At 36.3% G+C, this 1547-nt stretch carries 1 protein-coding gene and 1 pseudogene; one reads left to right on the top strand and one right to left on the bottom strand.

Going from position 1 to position 1547, the window contains the following annotated elements:
• The coding region (locus H5202_RS22315) for a hypothetical protein (protein WP_182773954.1) at window positions 1-757 on the top strand (757 nt) is incomplete at its 5' end.
• Window positions 758-832: 75 nt separating this feature from the next.
• Here the strand turns inward: H5202_RS22315 and H5202_RS22310 are convergent.
• Window positions 833-1547: pseudogene (locus tag H5202_RS22310) on the bottom strand (hypothetical protein); the annotation flags it as partial.

Genomic DNA, 1547 nt, shown 5'->3' with positions numbered 1-1547 from the left:
ATTCCCTAATGAAGATGATAATAATTACTTCAAGACAATCAGAGCTTGCTTCGGTGCTCACCCTGTATCATTAAATCAATCAAACTCAAAACGCTTTGCAAGTTGGCCGTTTGACAGCCATTTCAACACTGGCGATTTAACTGTTCATTTATACAGCAGAGATGTAAATGAAGAAGATTTAGCGCTACACCTGAATATAAATGAACTATTGGAATTTCTCACAACTCGATATGACTATCTTGATTTAATTACAGAAAAGATTGAAAGCTTGTTCATTGACTATCAGAAAAAGCTTTCAAAACAACCTATTGAAACTAAAGCTGATCTGCTTGAACAGCTCTATGTTCTTAGATCTGAATCAGAAAAGCGATTAGATAACGATTATTATAATAGTGAGATTGATGATCTGATTATGATTTTCGAAGCAGAAGTCACCGATCCTGCCCTTGTGCCTATGGTTGATAGTTACAAAAACTCTCTTATACCACTCGTTGAAGAGATCAAGACAAATCTTCAAGCAATGAACATCGTTGATTTAAAAAACGACTCTGATTTTAGAGTTAGATCAGACCTTAGCGGGGAGTTAAACTATGAACTGCCGAAGTTCTATAGCTGGGTACACTCTGGTAGATACGATCCCATGCTCGACTACTACTTTGAACGATTCAACGCTGTTACTGACGGTAAGTTTAACTTCAACAAGAGTGACGAAATTAAGCTGACATTCCTTAAAGCAAAACTGATGCTAACTCAATAGCTTCTAATCTAATTAAGGATTCTTTCTGTAGTGGCCAAAATAACTATGCCACTACAAGTTAACCGATTATATTTTTTATTTCGATTTAGCCAATGATATAACTCCCATCAGAGAGTGAGAAGCTTGCTTGAGTTCATTCCTTTCCTCAAGCTTATCGTTGATGTATTTCCCACCAGTAGCCATTAAACCTACACCTGTCATGAATGGCGCTAGAACTGGAAATATAGCTACAGAAAGACTTGCGGTTCCAATAAAAGCAGTTTGCTTATGTTTAGCTTTATACTTGGCTTTAATTTTCTCTATATCTTTATGATGCTGAGAGATTAAAGATTCGATATATGAACAAACTTCACCAGAGACATAATTCAAGTCACAAATGTGGGTGAATGGTAAGCTATTTACAAGCTCTCTTAACTGCTTTCTAAACTCTATATTTTCATTAGACTGACGAATTGCAATCATTTGATCGAACTGGATATTTGACAGGAAATCCAATCTACTATGATTAAGAGCTTGAACTATCCCAGAGGTCTGAGAATCAAACCCACCGAAATCTGAAACCTGACTGTTCTTCATTGAGCTAATTAATTGATAATAATGTGCCTGACTATCAATGCATAACAAAGGGTGGCTTTTTAATTCGTCTGCATTTTCAAGCAAATGAAATTGTGGAACCACGCGTTCATAAATTGCATTAACTATAATAGCTTTATCAGGCATTATTAGATGCTCATCGCACCATTGTTTACTTCTGTTGGTCAGCATTTCTGTGCGATAGTGCCCCATAGCA

Origin of the sequence: Shewanella sp. SG41-4 (assembly GCF_014164505.1) — a bacterium.
Lineage (GTDB): Bacteria > Pseudomonadota > Gammaproteobacteria > Enterobacterales > Shewanellaceae > Shewanella.
This window is presented reverse-complemented; position numbering and strand designations above follow the sequence as displayed.